Annotated in this window: 9 protein-coding genes and 2 tRNA genes; 8 read left to right on the forward strand and 3 right to left on the reverse strand. The window is 60.2% G+C overall.

The features are described 5' to 3' along the window. Window positions 1–83 precede the first annotated feature (83 nt). Together Q0I65_RS01855 and Q0I65_RS01860 are read left to right on the forward strand one after the other, a co-directional pair. The gene (locus tag Q0I65_RS01855; RefSeq protein WP_296059147.1) at window positions 84–1,427 is read left to right on the forward strand and encodes a citrate/2-methylcitrate synthase; all 1,344 of its coding nucleotides are present in this window, start codon (window positions 84–86) and stop codon (window positions 1,425–1,427) included. A 66-nt stretch (window positions 1,428–1,493) separates the two neighbouring features. Then, window positions 1,494–1,709: a hypothetical protein gene (locus tag Q0I65_RS01860; RefSeq protein WP_158049958.1), complete on the forward strand. Its 216-nt coding sequence runs from the start codon at window positions 1,494–1,496 to the stop codon at window positions 1,707–1,709. Between the two features lie 273 nt (window positions 1,710–1,982). Here the strand turns inward: Q0I65_RS01860 and Q0I65_RS01865 are convergent. Further along, window positions 1,983–2,070: transfer RNA gene (locus Q0I65_RS01865), tRNA-Ser, on the reverse strand. 259 nt (window positions 2,071–2,329) lie between these two features. Here Q0I65_RS01865 and Q0I65_RS01870 point away from each other — a divergent pair. Then, on the forward strand, window positions 2,330–3,382 hold the full coding sequence (locus Q0I65_RS01870) for a branched-chain amino acid aminotransferase (protein ID WP_296059151.1): 1,053 nt from the start codon (window positions 2,330–2,332) through the stop codon (window positions 3,380–3,382). Window positions 3,383–3,595: 213 nt separating this feature from the next. Here the strand turns inward: Q0I65_RS01870 and Q0I65_RS01875 are convergent, their stop codons facing one another. Next, window positions 3,596–4,927, reverse strand: a complete 1,332-nt coding sequence (locus Q0I65_RS01875; RefSeq protein ID WP_296059153.1) for a helix-turn-helix transcriptional regulator — start codon at window positions 4,925–4,927, stop codon at window positions 3,596–3,598. A gap of 654 nt (window positions 4,928–5,581) precedes the next feature. On the opposite strand from Q0I65_RS01875, the gene Q0I65_RS01880 reads away from it, so the two are divergent. From Q0I65_RS01880 to Q0I65_RS01895, 4 genes are all read left to right on the forward strand, one after another. Further along, window positions 5,582–11,839 (forward strand): FctA domain-containing protein, encoded by a 6,258-nt coding sequence (locus Q0I65_RS01880; protein WP_296059155.1) that lies wholly within the window; start codon window positions 5,582–5,584, stop codon window positions 11,837–11,839. A 204-nt stretch (window positions 11,840–12,043) separates the two neighbouring features. Continuing rightward, window positions 12,044–12,532, forward strand: a complete 489-nt coding sequence (locus Q0I65_RS01885; protein WP_296059157.1) for a nucleoside deaminase — start codon at window positions 12,044–12,046, stop codon at window positions 12,530–12,532. Continuing rightward, entirely contained in the window at window positions 12,529–13,764 is a 1,236-nt protein-coding gene (locus Q0I65_RS01890) for a 4-(cytidine 5'-diphospho)-2-C-methyl-D-erythritol kinase (protein WP_296059159.1), read from the forward strand. Before Q0I65_RS01885 ends, Q0I65_RS01890 begins: the two co-directional genes overlap by 4 nt. An 8-nt stretch (window positions 13,765–13,772) precedes the next feature. Further along, entirely contained in the window at window positions 13,773–14,135 is a 363-nt protein-coding gene (locus Q0I65_RS01895) for a guanylate cyclase (protein ID WP_296059161.1), read from the forward strand. A 149-nt stretch (window positions 14,136–14,284) separates the two neighbouring features. Here Q0I65_RS01895 and Q0I65_RS01900 read toward each other — a convergent pair. Next, window positions 14,285–14,375 (reverse strand) — tRNA-Ser (locus tag Q0I65_RS01900). Window positions 14,376–14,516: 141 nt separating this feature from the next. Between Q0I65_RS01900 and Q0I65_RS01905 the strand changes: the two genes are divergently transcribed. Beyond that, window positions 14,517–16,505 carry a DUF2207 domain-containing protein gene (locus Q0I65_RS01905; RefSeq protein WP_296059554.1) on the forward strand — a complete coding sequence of 663 codons (1,989 nt, stop codon included), beginning with the start codon at window positions 14,517–14,519 and terminating at the stop codon, window positions 16,503–16,505. The last annotated feature ends 1 nt before the right edge of the window (window position 16,506 follow it).

Below are 16,506 nucleotides of genomic sequence, written 5' to 3' on the forward strand. Positions count from 1 at the left end.
AGATTTGCCGAATCCCGGGAGCGATGGGTGGTCAAGCGTTGCAAGGCGTTATCATGGTGAAACGAGAATGAAAGGTGACGCGCATGAACGACGAGCGTATCGATCTCTATAAGCACTTCGAGAGAATCAATTACATCGACCCATCCTATTACGAGAAGTTCCGCGTGAAGCGAGGCTTGCGCAATGCCGACGGCACCGGCGTGCTCGCGGGCATGACGAACATCTCGAACGTGCACGGCTATCTGCTCTCCGACGGTGACAAGCTGTCGGACGAGGGCTCGCTGCGCCTGCGCGGTTACGAGATCACCGACCTGCTCGGCGAGGAAAGCTCCACGACGCGCTTCAGCTTCGAGGAGGTAGCCTACTTGCTCCTTCTCGGCGAGCTGCCCACGCGAGACCAACTCGACACCTTTATCGCCGCGATCGATGCGCAGCGCGAGCTGCCCGACGGCTTCACCGCATCGATGATCCTGAAGGACACCCCGCCTGACATCATGAACGTGCTGGCCCGCTCGATTCTTCTTCTGTATGCCTACGATCCCGACGCGGAGGACCGCTCTCCCGAGCACGAGATCAACACGGCAATTTCCCTCATGTCGCGCGTGCCGCGCATGATGGTCCTTACCTATTACGCCCAGCAGGCGCGCTACCACAACGGCTCCATGATCATGCATCGCTTCATCCCCGGCCAGTCGACGGCCGAGACCATCCTGTCGATGCTTCGTCCCAATCGCGAGTTCACGCCGGAAGAGGCGCGCATGCTCGACATCATGCTGTGCCTGCATGCCGAGCACGGCGGCGGCAACAATTCCACGTTCACCACGCGCGTGATGTCCTCGGCCGACACCGATCCCTACTCGGTGTACGCGGCGGCTATCTGCTCTCTTAAGGGAAAGAAGCATGGCGGTGCGAATCACCAGGTCAGAGCAATGCAGGCCGACATCAAGCAGCATGTGTCGAATTGGGAAGACGACGACGAGGTCGCCGATTACCTGGCGAAGATCGTGAACAAGCAGGCCTACGACAAGTCGGGCCTGGTTTACGGCATGGGGCATGCGGTGTACACGCTGTCCGACCCGCGCGCCATGATTTGCAAGAAGTATGCGAAGAAGCTCGCCGAGGGAACGGAATTCGAGGCGGAATACCGTCTCCTCGAGAGCATCGAGCGCCTGGCGCCTGAGGTGATTCTGCGCGAGCGCGGCACGAAGAAGGACATGTGTGCGAACATCGATATGTATTCTGGCTTCGTGTACTCCATGATGGGGATTCCCGAAGACCTGTACACCCCCCTGTTCGCCTGCGCCCGCATGGCGGGTTGGGCTGCTCACCGTTTCGAGGAGATCGTTGCGGGTAAGCGCATCATCCGCCCGGCATACAAGAGCACGCGCAGCGGAAGCCGTCCGTACACGCCGATCTCCGAGCGCTAGTTTTTGTTGGTAAGGGCGCTATAATGCCCTTACCAGGAGGAGTTGGAAGAGGGAGAGGAGGTGCGCATGCCGCCGAAATTTCCGAAGGGCAATGTGCGGCTTATGACCGACGAGGACCTCGACGGGTTCACGCTCGATCAGCTGAAGTGCCGAGCTTGCAGTGGCTATGGAAACTGTGGTTACAAGCAGATGAACATCTACAACGGCAAGGCCGTTTCCATCTGCCAAATGCGCAAGAAGAAGCTGCAGTGTGAACGCGACGGCGTTCCCTTTGAGATGTAGCCTCACAGATGGGCCTCGCGACAAGCGGGGCTCATCTGCGTTGACGGCATAAAAAACGCCCGAGGGCATCGGGCGTGTGTTGACCTGGCGGAGGAAGTAGGATTTCGCGTCCGCTCCGCGGCCGCAGCCCCTCCCTCGCAAGCTCGGTCGGGCGAATTCCTAAAAACGCTTCACTGGAGCGTTTTTGCCCTGCGGGCCGGAATTCCACCTCATCGGTTCAAATCCTTCTCACGGAAATGAAAAACGCCCGAGGGCATCGGGCGTGTGTTGACTTGGCGGAGGAAGTAGGATTTGAACCCACGGAACCTTGCGGCTCAACAGTTTTCAAGACTGCCGCCTTCAACCACTCGGCCATTCCTCCAGTGAGACCAGATTATATCAGGTGCTTGATTGTCGCGGCGCCATCTGTCGGAATTCTTCAAGTCTCCTTTGTGCGCACGTCCCGACGGTGCCTCGTCTTGCGCCCGTCGCGCTCGTTCCAACCCCCGTCCAAGCGCAAGCTCCCTATTCATAGCAGTTCAATATGTCCGTTCGGCAAATTTTGCTTTACGCGGCTAAAGTTCGTTGTATCGTGCAAGATGCGTATATGAATTCGCGCCAGTATTTATGAGGAGCAAACGATGACCGTCGAGAAAAAAGACCTGGATTGGGGCAGCCTCGATTTCGGCTACCATAAGACCGACTACAGCTTTGAAGCGCATTGGAAAGATGGCGAATGGGATGAGGGCGGCCTGACCACCGATCACGACCTGCACCTTTCCGAGTGCGCGGGCATTTTCCACTATTGCCAGGAGGTCTTCGAGGGTCTGAAGGCCTACACCACCGAGGACGGCTCGATCGTCTGCTTCCGCCCCGACATGAACGCCGAGCGCATGTTCGCCTCTGCCGAGCGTCTCGAGATGCCCGGCTTCCCGAAGGACAAGTTCATCGAGGCCGTGAAGGCTGTCGTCAGCGCGAACGCCGCTTGGGTTCCGCCGTTCGGTTCGGGCGCTACGCTCTATGTGCGTCCGTTCATGATCGGTTCGGGCGAGGTCATCGGCGTTGCCCCCGCTCCCGAGTACGCCTTCCGCATCCTGGTCACGCCGGTCGGCCCGTACTTCAAAGGCGGCTTGAAGCCGATCAAGCTGCGCGTCTCCGAGTACGACCGCGCCGCACCGCATGGCACGGGCAACATCAAGGCGGGCTTGAACTATGCCATGTCGCTGCGCCCGACGATGGAGGCGCATCGCGGCGGTTATGCCGAGAACCTCTATCTCGACTCCGAGTCGCGCACCTACGTTGAGGAAACGGGCGGCGCAAACGTGCTGTTCGTGAAGGAGGACGGCACGCTCGTGGTGCCGAAGTCCCACACCGATTCCATCCTGCCTTCCATCACGCGTCGCAGCCTTGTTCAGGTTGCGAAGGATTTGGGCATGACGGTCGACGAGCGCTATGTCACCTGGGAAGAAGTTGCCGGCGGCGAGTTCGTTGAGTGCGGCCTGTGCGGCACTGCGGCGGTCATCTCCCCAGTCGGCCAGATCGACAACAAGGTCAACGGCGCCGACCAGGAAGTTGTCTTCCCCGCTGGTTGCACCGAGATTGGCCCGGTGATGAAGAAGCTTCGCGAAACGCTCACGGGCATCCAGGACGGCGCCCTCGAGGACAAGCACGGCTGGGTCTGCAAGATCGGCTAGCGCGCAACGGACGCGAACACGCTTCGGATTCAACTAATTGCAAGATGAAAGGCCTGATGGGTAATGCCGTCAGGCCTTTTGATGAAAGGTTGCTTCCGCGATGGCGTCGCTTTCGTCATCGCTGTTCGCGCCACTTGTTGCTGGCACCTTCGCCGCTCGAGCTTACTCGCCGCTGGCATCTTTTGCGCTCGCGCTCCTCGTTGCCTCGCTGGGCTACTCCTCGCGGCTCTCCTTTGCTTGCGCGCCGTTTTGCGACTCCTCGATGAAACGCGCGGTCAGGCCGGTGCGCGTTTGGGTGCCCGTCTTCTTGTACAGCGAAGTGAGATGATGTTGAACGGTTCGCAGCCCGACGCCCAGCTCTGCTGCGACGTGCTTGAGCGGCCGCTCATCCGAGACCACTGCAGCGAGAACGTCGCTTTCCCGCTTCGTGAGGCCATACGACTCGCAAAATGCCGCAAGAGTCTCCTCGGGGCTTCGAGGAGGAGCCATCTCGGGGGGTTCTTGGTCGGTATCAACCGCGCTCTCATGATCGGGCGTTTCTTCGGAGCCTGCCGACTTTTTGGAATACGATGAGACGCGCTCTTCATAGTCGGGGGCGAGCATCCCTGCGCGCGTCATCAAGATGAGAACAGCCGCGAACAGCACAAAGGCGAGCGAAGTGAGCGCCTGGTCATTGGCTTGCGCGAGGGCGGCCGAAGGAATCGTGACGACCAGCGCGACAACGTTGCTGATAACCTTCCCCATTCCCGCCCAAAGTTGGGGAACTCTCATATAAGCCGCGAGCCAGATGAACAGTGATAAGTAGAAAACAGCGAAGATCCCCGATCCTGCGTAGAACACAACGCGGCAGACCGTGATATTCAAGCCCGACCCCGCGGCGAGCGCTGCGGCCATTGCGAGGAATGCGACGCAAAGAACCACCGTTCCCATATGGCGACGGCGATCAATGTCGAAGAAGACGCCTGCAGCGACTCCGCAGATCGCAACAACAAGCCGCGGCCAGACTTCGGCGTACTGGTTGACCCAGGGGGTTCCGAGTGAAGTTACGCTGTTGAGGACGTTAAACAGCACCGCGAGCAGAATAGTAAGCGCGACAAGCTGGATAGCGAACCTTCGCGGTTCCTGAAGATTGGGCGGTGCGGCGGCTTCCTGAAGATCGAGAATCTTGCGAGGGTATATCGGGTTGCCCACGCTGTCGACTACTGTTCCTTCGCGGGGGGCTTGAAGCGACGGCCAACCGAAGAGCGCCACGAGCGAGAAGGCGATGATACCAAGGCCTAAAAAGGCTGCGTCGCCCGCTCTTCCCAGTGGAATGTGGAAGCAAATCAGATGAAGGAGAATCCCTGCGGCATGAGCGAGCGCGACGCACGTGGTCAGGCGATCGCTTCGCGCAAGCATCATCGCCACGCCAAAATAAGCACCGCCGCCGAGGACGCCCATAATGAAAAACGAGAGGTAACCAGCCCCGACAATCGCGATAGGCGAGGAGACCGTCGCTGCAACGATGAGGCTTGCAACCCAGAGGATGGCGAAAACGAGAGCCACTCCCCGCCGTTTTCTTCGAGAAAGCTTCAAGCTGTAGAGCGGATAGCAGAGGAATCCCAAGGCATTGAGGCCCATTATCGGGACAATTGTTGTAACGAACCCAGGCTCAAGCGAAAAGGACGACATGCTCGAGAGGTAAAACGAATTGCTCTCGAGAAAAATGAAGTAGAAAAGCGCGAGCGAAACCATCGCGACAAAGGTATTTTTCGCAATGGCGTTCATAAAAAGTCTTTTCCGATTCTTGATTGAACAGTTTTCCTCTGACCGTCATTATACAGGTTGAAAATGGGGTAGGTGATTGCGATATCGTGAACGACCCTTTCAAGGGGGACATTTTGGCCGAGTCGCCGAAATCGCCGCAAATTGGGATGCTTCGCGTCCTATTCCTTTTCGAAAATGCGGACCGTCGATGCGAATAGACGGGTAAAACTCACAAAGGGGGTTTCGTATATACGAAACCCCCTTTGCGCATCTACGAACGTTACCCTCTCGCTTGCTTCCCCTCATGATGGAAGGGTAGGAGTGCGCAAGTCGATGCGCGTATACGAGGAGAGGAGAAATGAATGGAGACGGGAATAGGAAGGGTGCCGTTTCTGGCGCGAGACAGTATCGAGCACATGAAGACCCCGAGACAAGTGGGACGGAGGTTTCATCATGAAACGCACCAAGATTCGTAACATCTTACTTTCAGCGCTTCTCGCGCTGACTGTCGGCATGCCGACACTCTCGTTCGCCGATGAAGGCGCTTCTGCGGGATCGGGCGCGTCGGGCGCAGGAACCACGCCCTATGCCGCAGGTGATAAGGACACAGTGGCCGACCCCAACACAGCAAGCTCGTGGAGGGACTGGGGTCTGGACTATTCGACTCAGAGTGTCGGCCGCATCTGGACCGACAAGACGGTGTCGACTGAGGACGTTGTCCTGACGGGGGCGGACGGGACGATGACGATCGCGAAGAGCCCCGAGGCGGACTTCCTCACGGCGTTCTCGGCGCTTTCGTCCACATCGAACTTGAAGTCGAAGATCGCGCAGCCGCTCGATATCGTGCTGGTGCTCGACGCTTCGGGTTCGATGGACGATCCTATGGGCAATGGCGACAGCACGAAGAGGATCGCCGCGCTCAAGGTTGCGGCGAACTCGTTCATCGACGAGATCGCGAAGCAGAACGCGAACATAAGCGACCCCGCCCAGCAGCATCAGGTTTCGCTCGTGAAGTTCTCGGGGGATAAAAGCAATCAGGTTGGTAACGGTACCTATCGCAAGGGCGGGTACACCTACAACTTCAGCCAGGTGATGAAGAACCTGACCTCGTGCGTCGGCTCGTCGGCGGACGACTTGAAGTCGACTGTCAATGCCATCAGCCCCGCCGGTTCGACGCGGGCCGACTATGGGTTGGAGCTTGCGGCTGGCCAGAAGTCGGGTCGCGAGAACGCCAAGAAGATTGTGGTGTTCTTCACCGACGGTTCGCCAACGAGCAGCAGCGGTTTCGAAGACGGAGTGGCGGGCGATGCCGTCTCCGCTGCCAAGTCGATGAAGGACGCGGGGGCGACCATTTACTCCGTCGGCATCTTCAGCGGTGCGAATCCCGTGGCCGATCCCGCGAACAGCGGAACCAGTGACGAAAACAAATTCATGCATGCCGTTTCGAGCAACTATCCTACGGCAAGCTATTCATGGCAGAATGGCCAATGGCCTTGGGAGTCCGGCCGATGGGTCTGGAACTTCGGAGCGCGTGCTGCCGATTCCGATTTCTACAAAGCGGCTTCGAACGCGGCCGACCTGAAGACCCTCTTCGACGAGATTTCCCAGGAGATCACAAGCTCGACGGGCCTTCCCACCGAAGTGCAGCAGGGCTATGACCCCTCGACTTCGGGGTACATCACCTTCACCGACCAGCTCGGCGACTACATGAAGGTCGATTCGTTCACGACGATCGTGTTCGCGAAGCAGCTGTTCCAAAATCCGGTGAAATCGACGAGCGGAAAAGTCGACACGTACACGTTCTCGGGCGAAGCGGGCAACGTGCTCTATCCTTCGGGCAATTTGAGCTCGATCGTCATCACGGTGACCAAGTCGGATAATCTCGCGACGGGCGACCTCGTCGAAGTGAAAATTCCGGCATCGCTCATTCCGCTGCGTCATTTCCAGGTTGACGAATCGGCTGGTACGGGCCATGTCGACATGACGTTCCCTATTCGCGTGTTCTTCGAGTCGAGCGTGAAGGAGGGCATGGAGAGCGCGTTGGCCAACCCCGATGTGACGCTTGCCGCCTACATCGAGGCAAACACGACTGACGACGGCGTGGCGTTCTATGCGAACAAGTGGAACGGTGGGGAAGACGGCGACGTTACGGCGACGTTCACCCCCGCAAAGTCCAACAGCTATTACTACATGACAGAGGAAACGCCGATCTACACGGATAAGGAGTGCACGGTGCCGGCCAAGGGCGCATTGAGCGCGGACGGCACCTATTACTACAAACGCAGTTGGTACGAGATTGGCAACGGGAAGGCGACGCTGCAGTCGGGCGCTATTCAGTTCTCGAGCAATATTCCCGAATCGTGGCTTGGCTATATCGGCACTGACGCTTCCGGCAACGCGGTGTTCAAGGCGGGTACTCCGCGCTTCACCTACATCAACGAGCTGCGTACGCCCAAGGGAGCTAACCTGACGACGACAGCGAAGACGGTGCTCAATCCTGTGTGGTCGGGCAGCAATGTCGCCTGCCATCTGGGCAATAACGGAAAACTTGTCATCGAGAAACCGGGCACGCTGGCTATCTCCAAGTCGCTGGTCGTCCCCGAGGGCTACAATCGTGCCGATTTTGTCAACGACACGTTCACGTTCGACATCGAGATTGACAAGGCGGAGGGGCAGAAATTCCCCGCCGAGGTCCGCGATGCGAACAGCGAGCTGGTGGGCGACGCGTTCACCATCACGTTTGACAACAACGGCAAGGCGACGCATTCGCTCAAGGACGGCGAGACGCTCTATATTCGTGGCTTGAGCGGGGGTTGGGAGTACCTGGTCAGCGAGCAGCCGACGACTGGTTTCGATCAGATAGCTCCTGCGGAAAACAACGACCCACAAGCTGCGACGGGAGCGATTGCTACTGGTACACAGGCGAAGGTTGAGTTCACCAACGCGTATCGCCCGAGCGGCACGCTCGATGGCGGCGATGCCCTTGCCGTCAAGAAGGTGTTGACCGGTCGTAGCTGGACCGACAACGACGCCTTCCGTTTCATCCTTACCCCCACGACCGACAACGCTCCGATGCCGCTTGACGAGAATGGCGAACCTGTTGGCGCGCTTACCCTCACCAAGCAGGACCTGGCTGACGGCGGTTATGCGGCTGGCACGTTCGGCAACATCACGTACACGAAGCCCGGCACGTACGTCTATGAGATCAGCGAGGATCAGACCGTGGGCGCCGGAGCTGGCATGTCCTTGTCGCAGGCGCGCTATCGCGTGGTCGTAACGGTGACCGATGTGCTTGCAGGGCAGGGCGATAACGCCATCCATCAGGGCATACTGAATGTGTCGAGCATCATGGTGCAGATCAACGACGACGACGGCGCAAGCATCCAATCCGATGACGGCGTCGATGCCGCAACGTTCACCAACGAGTTCGCCGCGAGGGAAGCGAAGTGGAATCCCGCGGTGAAGAAGGAATACACCGACAACTCGGGTGCGAATCCCCTTGCGCGCGGTATGTTCAACTTCCTCATCGAGCCGGTCACGGATCACGCTCCGATGCCCGCAAACCCGATCGGTGCGGTTAACGCCGACGGCAGCGTGACGTTCGGGGACATCGTCTTCACGGGCGATATGATCGGCGAGTCGTTTGAGTATCGCATCACCGAGTTGGTGCCGGATGGTGCTGGCAACTGGATCAACGTTGCCGACGCTGACGCGTCCCAGCTGCAGACTGGGATGGTCTACGATGAGTCCACGTGGGTCGTCAGGGTAGACATTACGAGCGAGGTAGTCGACAACGAGCAGGTCGTGGTGTGGACGGCGAGCTACCGGCTTGCCGACGCGGCGCAAGGCTCTCAGGCCGAGTCGTTCGCAACCTTCCGCAATTCCTACACGCCCAAATCCGCGAGCGTTCCCGCTGCCGATTTTGCGGCGGGCACCAAGATCCTCACCGGTCGCGACATGCTCCCGAACGAGACCTTCGGGTTCGTGCTGCTCCCCGCCGATGACGCGACGCAGTCTGCCATCGCGAACGGCGCTGTTCGTCTGACGAGCACCGATGCGATCGCGCTGCGAGGAACGAACGGCCAAGCGGCCAACTTCTCCTTCGGCGATGCGACGTTCACCAAGCCGGGTACGTACACCTTCATGGTGCGCGAGAACTCGTGGAACAGCCAGCGGATCCCTGATGATGGCACCCAGGGCATGACGTTCGATCGCCATACCGCCACAATCGTGGTGACGGTGACCGACAACAACGGCGTGCTTGCGGCAACGCGTACGGTCGAGAACTCGCTCGACTTTACCAACCGTTATACGGCGGAAGGCGACTACGCCGGACTCGTCCTGAGCAAGACACTCAACGGCCGCGATATGGGCCAAGGCGAATTCACTTTCCACATCGCTGGCACCAATGACGCTGCTGCGGCGCTGCTCGGCGGCGACGGTACGCGCACGTTCGTGAATTCCGAGCCCCGTGCCGCGGGCGTCGCTTACGAGGCGACCCTGCTCACCGACCTGCGCTTCACGCAGGACGACGCGGGCAAGACGTTCACCTTCGATGTGTACGAGAACGTGCCTTCCGTTGGGGCGCCTGGCATGACGTATGACAAGACGATTCATAGCGTTGCGATCAACGTTGCTTCCGACAACGCGGGCGCGCTCGTGATCACGACTACGGTCGATGGCGCGACTGGCAACAAGGTCTCTTTCACGAACGCCTATGTGGCTGACCCCGCGGTGTTCGATACTCAGGCGGGATTCGGGCTGTACAAGGTACTCGAGGGGCGCGACTGGGAAGCCAATGACGCATTCAGCTTCCTTCTCGAGCCGCTGACCATGGGCGCTCCGCTGCCGGGCGATACCATCGTGACGGTTGACGCCGATATGGTCGACCCTGCTACGGGCCATGCCCCGATTTCGTTCGGGGACATTACTTATAACCAGGTTGGCGTCTACAAGTACCGCGTGACCGAGGCGAACGCTGGGCACATTATCGGTGGCATTAAGTACTCGAGCAACGTTGCTGAGTTTACGGTGACAGTAACCGACCTTGACGAAAACGGCGTCCATACGGGCAAGCTTGTGGCGACAGCCCAGCTCACGACCACGCCCAACACGCGCGAGTTTACGAACGTCGCCGGTTTTGAGTATGACGACAATCAGATTCCCGTGAACGCGTTCAAGCGCTTCGTCAACAACTCCGCGGTCGAAATGCCGGATATGACGGGGCTGTTCACCTTCACGTTGACCGCTGCGGAGGCGAACGCTCCGATGCCGACGGCGACGACGGTGCACAACGGTGCCGACGGGTCGGTCGACTTCGGCGTAATCACGTTTGGCGCGAGCCTGTTCGACAACGGTCCTATCGTGATCAACAGCGCCCCTGCTGCTAAGTCTGCTGCGAACGAGGCGAGCGCAGCTGGCGAGGCGGTAGCGAGCGATGTCCCTGCGGCTGACGCTGCGGCGGCATCTGAGGCCGGCGCTTCGGGCGCCGATGCGGGCGATGCTGCCAAGGGCGAGGGAAGCGCACCTGCCGACGCGGGAGCTGCTCCTGCTGCTGACGCCACGGCGGCTCCTGCGGCAAAGCCTGCGAGCGATGGCCCGACGACCGACAATCCGACGGTTGATGCCAACACGCTCGTGTTCCACTACACCATCACCGAGAAGGCGGGCGGACATGCCGACGTGGCGAACGACCCGAACCCCGCTTTCACCTTCGAAGTTACGGTGACCAGGGATAACGCTGGCAACGTCACGGCACGCGTGACCAACGTGCAGGATTACGTGAAGGGCACGCCGCTGCGCACCTTCACCAACACGTATACCTACACGCCGCCGGTCATCCCCGATCCTGACCCGATCTTCGCGGCTCCTGTGGCGAAGAAGATTCTCGAGGGCCGTGCGCTCATCGCGGGCGAGTTCTCCTTCGAGCTGCTCGAGAACGGCAAGGTCGTCTCTACGGGTACGAACGATGCTGACGGGAACGTGGTGTTCTCGGACATCGAGTTCACCGAGGCGGGCACGCATATCTATACGATGCGCGAGATTGGTGCGGGCACCACGGCTGCCGGTGTCACCTATGACGCGACGACATACCAGGTCACGGCCGATGTTGTGGAGATTGACAACGAGCTGAGGGTTGACTTTGCCATCGATGGCGCCGATGGGGCGGTCTTCAAGAACGCCTATAAGGCCAAGGGCACGACGGTGATCATCGGCGCGACGAAGACCCTCGAGGGTCGTACGCTCGCGGCGGGTGAGTTCACCTTCAAGCTGACGGGCGCCGACGGTCGCACGTACGAGGCGAAGAACGCCGCTGACGGCCGCATCGAGTTCCCCGCGATCGACTTCGACAAGGTCGGAACGTACGACTTCACGCTGGTCGAGATGAACGACGGGCAAACCGGCATCACCTACGACGGCCGCTCGTACAAGGTGACCGTTGTTGTGACCGATGACGGCAAGGGCAATCTGGTCGCGAATGTGACCTGGCCTAACGGAACGCCTCCGACGTTCAAGAACACGTACACGAAGCCTGTTCCTGCAGTAACTCCGGGCACGCCCGGCAAGCCCCCTGCGCGCTTCGCGAAGACGGGTGACACAGCGATGCCCATCGCATGTGTGGCAGCCCTGGCGATTCTCGCGGCGGGCGCTGTCGGCGCTGTGGCGTTCGGTGCGCTTCGCAAAAGGGAGAAGGGGGATAAGAGGCAGTAACTGATCGACTATGAGCCCCGATGCGGCCGCAGCACCCCAGCATCGCGAATCGATCACGCGATGTAGGGCCTCTCGATCGAGGCCCGTGTGGCCGCGGGGCACCCTTTGGCCCCGACTATAAGGTAGTGCGCAGGTTCTTTCCTTTCCTCGTAACGCGTGCGCAACGCCTTTGGCCGGGGCCTTGTTGTGCCTTATAATGGGCGCATGAACGACGAAGATTACATGAGGCTTGCCATCGCGGAGGCTCGACGTGCGGAATCGCTTGGCGAGGTGCCTATCGGCGCTGTGGTGGTCTACGAGCCGATAGACCGAGGGACGAGGCGCCCCTTGGCTGAGCCGCGCGTGATTTCCCGAGCGTGCAACTTACGGGAGACGACGAAGAACCCCGCAGGCCATGCAGAGTTTCTTGCCATGCAGGAAGCGGCGCGCGCGCTCGATGCGTGGCGCCTTTCGGATTGCACGGTGTACGTGACGCTCGAGCCCTGCATCATGTGCGCGGGGCTGATGCATCAGTCGCGCATTGCCCGCTGCGTTTTCGGAGCTCCCGACCCGAAGGCTGGGGCTGTTGGAACGCTCTATCAGGTCAATGCCGACGAGCGCTTGAACCATACATTCGAGGTGACGCCGGGGGTTCTTGCCGACGAGTGCTCGGCGCTCCTGAAGGAATTTTTCGCGAACAAGAGGAAGAAATGATTGACGAAACCGCTTGCAATGAAGAGGCTGTCCTGGCTGAGGGCGGCTTGCCTGGGGGGACCGGCACTGGGGTGACGGTCGCCGATGTGCGCGCCGATGCGGCTGTTGCGGGTGGCTCAGCTGCCGAGGCCTCCGCCGAGAACGTTTCACGTGAAACGCTCGCCCCTGAGCAGGGAGAATGCATGAGTCGTCAGCGTGCCTCGCTCGAGATCCCGGTCGATATGATCTCCATCGCGCGCACGGCGCAGATCGAGGGCGCGGGTCTTAAGCTTGTGGCGCCGGCGAAGGTGAACCTGTTTCTGGGCATCGGCGATCGCCGTGATAGCGGATACCACGATGTATCGACCGTCCTTCATGCCGTGGCGCTTCACGATATCCTATACATGAAGCGTGCCGACATCGTTGCCGCGCGCGCGGCGCTCGAATCCGCCGAAGAAGGCGCGCCAACGAACACGGCGAGCGCTGGCCCTGCGGGCAATATTCTCATTTCGATCAGCTGCGATGCGCGCGGGGGAGTGGCTCCCCTCAACGTTTCTGTGCGCGAGAACATCGTGTACAAGGCGATTGACCTGCTCGCTCGTAAGGCTGATATCTCTTACGACGACGCGATTAACGTTCGCATCGAGAAAAACATCCCGCACGAGGGCGGGTTAGGTGGCGGCTCCTCCGACGCGGCGGCGGCGCTTGTCGGCGCAGCTCGCTTGTGGGGCATCCCCGAGGACGACCCTCTGATTGAGGAGGCTGCGCACGAGCTCGGCAGCGACGTTGCGTTCTTCCTCCATGGAGGTTGCGCGTGCTTCACCGGCACGGGCGAGCTGTTCGACCATGAGCTCGAAGCGATGAAAAAGCCGCTTGTGCTGGTCAAGCCCGAGTCGGGTGTGTCGACCGCTGAGGCGTACCGCACCTTCGATGGGAATCCCCAAAAGGTTGACAAGGATGCGGCTGCCGCTGCCGAGGCGGCGCAGACAGCGTGCGACGTTCCCCTGGTGAACAACTTGTCGCCTGCAGCCGAAAGCGTGCTTCCCGAGCTTGCCGACGTTCGCGCTTGGCTGCATCGCCAAGCGGGGGTCGAGGCGTCGCTTCTTTGCGGCAGCGGGTCGACCACTTTCGCCGTGTGCCGCGATTTCAACGTGGCGTGCTCGGTTGCCGCGGCGGCTCAATCGCGCGGTTGGTGGGCGAGAACAACCATGTTCGGCTCGCTTAAGGCGGCCGTCGTGCCCGATCAGAGTTAGGCGCGCCCATGCCCCTGTTAGCTCGACTTTCGCGAATCGTTCCGCTGATCATCGTGCTTGCGCTCGTAGCGGGCGTGGTGTATGTGGTCGCGATGTTTCTGTATTCCCCGACGAAGGCGAAAGAGATTCTCATCAAGCTGTTCACGTTCCTGATGAGCGTGCTCTCGGCGTTTTTTGCGCTGGCGTCGCTGTATGCGCTGTTCGAGGGGAACATCGACGTTCTCGAGCTCACAGCAAGCTTCCTGGCGACGACGCTCATCGGCCTTGCCGTGACGCTTTTGTGCCGACGCACGTTTATCAAGAACAACCCGAATTACCGCAAGAAGCCCGAGAAGGCCTCCGGCTTCAAATGGTGGAGATTCAGGAAATAGACCGCTCGTGCTGTTCGCGCCGTCCGTGGGCGCTGTCCCGCTTGCGTTTTCCGCGCGGAGCTTTCTGGGCTCTTCTTATGTGAATTCTCTCTCGCTGATTCGCTTTCCAGCTAAAAAAGCCCCCGCGGTTGCGGGGGCCGTGCAATTCGTGGCGGAGAAGTAGGGATTCGAACCCTAGATGCCCTTTTGGGGCATACTCACTTAGCAGGCGAGCACCTTCGGCCTCTCGGTCACTTCTCCACTTATAATAGGTGCGGTTTGCTATGATACCGTGAACGGGAAAAAGATGCAAGGAGCACTACGGTGAGAAACAGAAAGGATGCGCGGCGAACGGCTTGCCTGCGCCTTATGCGGATGAATGCGAACAGATCGCGCGCTGTGATGCGCCCGATCATTCGTGCTGCCGCCCCGACGTGCTCGGCCGATTGCGCTGCTGCCGTGACGCGTCGGACCACTCCTTTGGCTGCCCCGACGCGCCCGATCGCTCGCACTATCGCCCCGATGCGCCCAGCGGTTTCCCTCGCCGCCGTACTCGCGGCTTGTCTTCTCGTGCTCGCTGTCGCTTTGATGGCGGCATTGCCTCGCGTTGCATTCGCTGCCGGTTCGTACTCGAGCCCGAAAACCGACATCACCATGCAGGTGGAAACGGATGGATCGTACCGGGTCATCGAGTACCGCGTCCTCGATTTCCAGGGCGATTCGGCATATGTCGGCTGGTCGTTCACCAGCCTTGCCGAAACGGCGAGCGTGCAGATCAACGGCATGCGCCTTGCTCAAGCCGACGCCGACGGGAACGTCGAGGGTGACTGGAAGACGCTTTCGAGCACCTCGTTTTCCGATAAATGGCTCGCAGGGGGCGCCTCCAGCGGGGCAACATATGCTTACGACAATGCGAAGAACACGCTCTATGCTTTCCCTCAGGTGACCGATTCCCGCGTAATCGTGGAACTCGACTACTCCATCACGAATGCGGTTCTCGCCTACAAGGATATCTCCGAGGCGTACTGGACCTACGTCTCTCTCGATTGGCCGGTGGTCTCGGAAAACGTCACGGCGACAATTACGCTTCCCGTCGCTCAAGGGGAGACCGTCATCCCGAACGACACGGTGCGAGCGTGGGGGCATGGTCCCCAAAACGGTACGGTCTCGGTTGATTCGGCGGGAACGGTCGTGCTCCACGACGACGTGGTGAACCCTGGCCAGTACGCAACGGCCCACGTGCTGTTCCCTGCATCGTGGCTCACGCATCTCGACGGCAAGAAGATGCTCGCGAATCGTGCGACGGCGCGACTCGATTACGCGATTGCCGAGGAAAAGGTGTGGACCGATTCTTGGAGTTTCCAGCAGGAAGCTCTTTTCGCGACCTTTGCCCTGATAGCTGTCGCGTGCGCGGCGATTCTGGCTGCGGCGGCGATCGCCTATGCCCGCTGGGGCCGAGAATACCCGTCTGATTTCTCGGGGAAGTACTATCGGGAAGTTCCCGAAGAGGGTTTGGAGCCTGCGGTGGCAGGGCGTCTTTGGCGCTGGAACCACGATGACATGCGCGACTTCACGGCGACGGTGATGAGGCTTGCGCATAAGGGCGTGCTGTGCATCGAGGCGAGCGATCCCTCCAAAGACGCAGCTCCCACCTGGTATCTCTCGGTTGCCTTCGGAGCGCCGACGGGAAGCCTCAGCGCGCTTGAGTCTTCCGCGCTGGAGATTCTCATGGGACACAGCGCTCTCGGCGATTCCCGCTCGCTCAGCCAGCTGAAGCAACGCGCAGTCGATCAGCCTGAGGCTTTTATCGAGTCGATGAGCGCATGGCAGGCCTCGCTTGGCAAGGCGTGCGAGGAGCGCAATTTCTTCGAGGCTGCGGGCAAGCGCGCGCAAAAGGTATTCCTCATCGTCGCCGGCGTGACTGCTGTCGCGGGGGTCGCCATTGCGATCATCACGATAAACCCGATTCCCGCCGTGCTTGCGCTTCCGACCGCCATGGTGACGACGCTCGTCGCGAACTACCTTCCGAGGCGCACTGAGAGCGGCAACAACCTGATTGCGCGTTGCAAGGGGCTTCGCAATTGGATGCGCGACCTGGAGAAACTCGACGAGTCCGTATCTCTTTCCCCGTCGCAATGGGGAGAGCTTCTGCCTTTCGCCTATGAGTTTGGCGTGGCTGACGAGGCGGTGTCGTTCCATGACGCGCCCCAGCCGGCTGTTTGGCAGACGTGGTACGAGACGAAATCCCAAACCGCGTTGGCGCGCGTGCGGCGCCTTGCTGCGGCCCCGGCGATTAACGAGTGTTTGAAAGACTCGCTTCAGGCGGCGCATACCGCAATCGCGAAGCGCGAGGATTCCCAGGCGACGGGCGGCGGGTTCGGCAGGAAATAGC

This window comes from uncultured Ellagibacter sp. (assembly GCF_934643285.1).
Lineage (GTDB): Bacteria > Actinomycetota > Coriobacteriia > Coriobacteriales > Eggerthellaceae > Ellagibacter.

Bases quoted from the DNA above. Each gene is read 5' to 3' on its own strand.
- Q0I65_RS01855 (WP_296059147.1), top strand. From the start codon at position 84: ATGAACGACGAGCGTATCGATCTCTATAAGCACTTCGAGAGAATCAAT.
- Q0I65_RS01860 (WP_158049958.1), top strand. From the start codon at position 1,494: ATGCCGCCGAAATTTCCGAAGGGCAATGTGCGGCTTATGACCGACGAG.
- Q0I65_RS01870 (WP_296059151.1), top strand. From the start codon at position 2,330: ATGACCGTCGAGAAAAAAGACCTGGATTGGGGCAGCCTCGATTTCGGC.
- Q0I65_RS01880 (WP_296059155.1), top strand. From the start codon at position 5,582: ATGAAACGCACCAAGATTCGTAACATCTTACTTTCAGCGCTTCTCGCG.
- Q0I65_RS01885 (WP_296059157.1), top strand. From the start codon at position 12,044: ATGAACGACGAAGATTACATGAGGCTTGCCATCGCGGAGGCTCGACGT.
- Q0I65_RS01890 (WP_296059159.1), top strand. From the start codon at position 12,529: ATGATTGACGAAACCGCTTGCAATGAAGAGGCTGTCCTGGCTGAGGGC.
- Q0I65_RS01895 (WP_296059161.1), top strand. From the start codon at position 13,773: ATGCCCCTGTTAGCTCGACTTTCGCGAATCGTTCCGCTGATCATCGTG.
- Q0I65_RS01905 (WP_296059554.1), top strand. From the start codon at position 14,517: ATGCGCCCGATCATTCGTGCTGCCGCCCCGACGTGCTCGGCCGATTGC.